Annotated in this window: 2 protein-coding genes; both read right to left on the bottom strand. The window is 59.8% G+C overall.

Annotated elements, in window-relative coordinates:
• Window positions 1-699: glycosyltransferase (locus ABT116_RS46240; protein WP_351647209.1), on the bottom strand; the 699-nt coding region annotated here is incomplete at its 3' end.
• Window positions 696-1,277: a DapH/DapD/GlmU-related protein gene (locus ABT116_RS46235; protein WP_206029761.1), complete on the bottom strand. Its 582-nt coding sequence runs from the start codon at window positions 1,275-1,277 to the stop codon at window positions 696-698. The genes ABT116_RS46240 and ABT116_RS46235, both read right to left, overlap by 4 nt.
• Window positions 1,278-1,414: the final 137 nt, after the last annotated feature.

Below are 1,414 nucleotides of genomic sequence, written 5' to 3'. Positions count from 1 at the left end.
TATCGAAAATCGCGCCGTGTGTCCGCTGTCCAACAACTCTTTTGCGGCTTCAACGAACACCTGGGGTCGCTTTCTTGCCTGTAGGCGTGCGAGGTAGAGGACCTCGGGCGGGTCGTAACTGTTGCAAGGCCGCGACTCGAGGTCTTCTGCCTCCGGAATCCCGTTGTTGAGTTCCACCAAGTTTAGGTGACCGTCTCCGACAACGGACTGCAGGTCTGCGTGTTCGCGTTCGGTCAGATAGAACACTGTCCGTGCTCGTTTGAGGACCGGGATCGTGAGAGCAGCGTCCAACGGTTTTGCCAGCAGCTTGTCTGTTTCGTCGATCATCCCGTGAGTCTGAGCGAAAACTGGAATGCCGTATGCAAGAGCCAGCTTCGCGGCAGGAAGAGTCACCAGGTCGCGAGCGAGATGAATGTGCACGACATCGAATTCTCGGATGTGCTTGTGAAGCCACACAAGCATCGACGGCGCGCCGATTCCCGCGTACCCGATCTTGGGGATCACGGTTCGCGCCGAAAACAATTTCAGAGCGATACCTTGCTCGTGTGTCGGGGGCACCGCGTATCCACGCTCACCCGCGGCGATAGTTACGTCATGACCATTGTCTTGCAATGCTTTCGACTGATTGAGGGCGACCCTGATAGGCCCTCCGTATGCGGCGTCCGGTGAGAAGAGAGTGACGATTTGCAGTATCTTCATCGTGCGGCGCCGGCCCGTGGCGCCAACATTGTGGTTCCGGCGGAAACATCGGACGTCACCAAAGCCGTCGCGCCGACGATTGCGTTGTCCCCGATCGTTACACCCCGGAGTATCGTCGCGCGGGCGGCGATCCACGCCTGGTCACCGATAACGATGGGGGCATTGTCGAACTCGAATGTGGGACTTCGGTGATCATGACTGCCCGTACACAGGAGGACATCCTGCGAGATAGCCGTGTTCGCCCCTATCGTGACGGGTTCGAGATTGAGTATCCAGGTTCCCTCCCCGATCCACGAGTCTGCTCCGACCGTCAGCTTCCACGGCCAGTGGATACGGACACGGTGTCGAATCAGGACCCCGTCGGCGATGTCTGCGCCGAACTGCCGGAGAACTGCAACGCGTATTCCGTTGGGGCACCACCAATGAGAAAGCAGCACACCGGAAATCACAAGCCAGGAGATTTGAACCAGTAGGCCGCGTCCCTTGTCGTAGCCTGCCCCGGTGAACCCGGACAGAGTGCGTGTTGTGCTCACAGTCGGACCGCTGCAGACGAGTCCCGTACGTGCTCGCGATACCATGCAACGGTCGACTCGATGCCCTCGCGTGTTGAGATCTGTGGTTTCCAACCGGTGGCCGCGGCCTGGACGGCCGACACCAAGGCCGCGATCCAGAAGCTCCGCGCCGCCGGGTTCGACCACACGATCATGGTCGACGC

The sequence above is a fragment of the Streptomyces sp. NPDC002130 genome, assembly GCF_040296465.1.
Taxonomy (GTDB): domain Bacteria; phylum Actinomycetota; class Actinomycetes; order Streptomycetales; family Streptomycetaceae; genus Streptomyces.
Note: the sequence above shows the minus strand (reverse complement) of the source record. Positions and strands in the feature narration are given on the sequence as shown.

Coding starts and splice junctions, on each gene's coding strand:
- ABT116_RS46235 (WP_206029761.1), bottom strand. CDS start 1,277: ATGGTATCGCGAGCACGTACGGGACTCGTCTGCAGCGGTCCGACTGTG.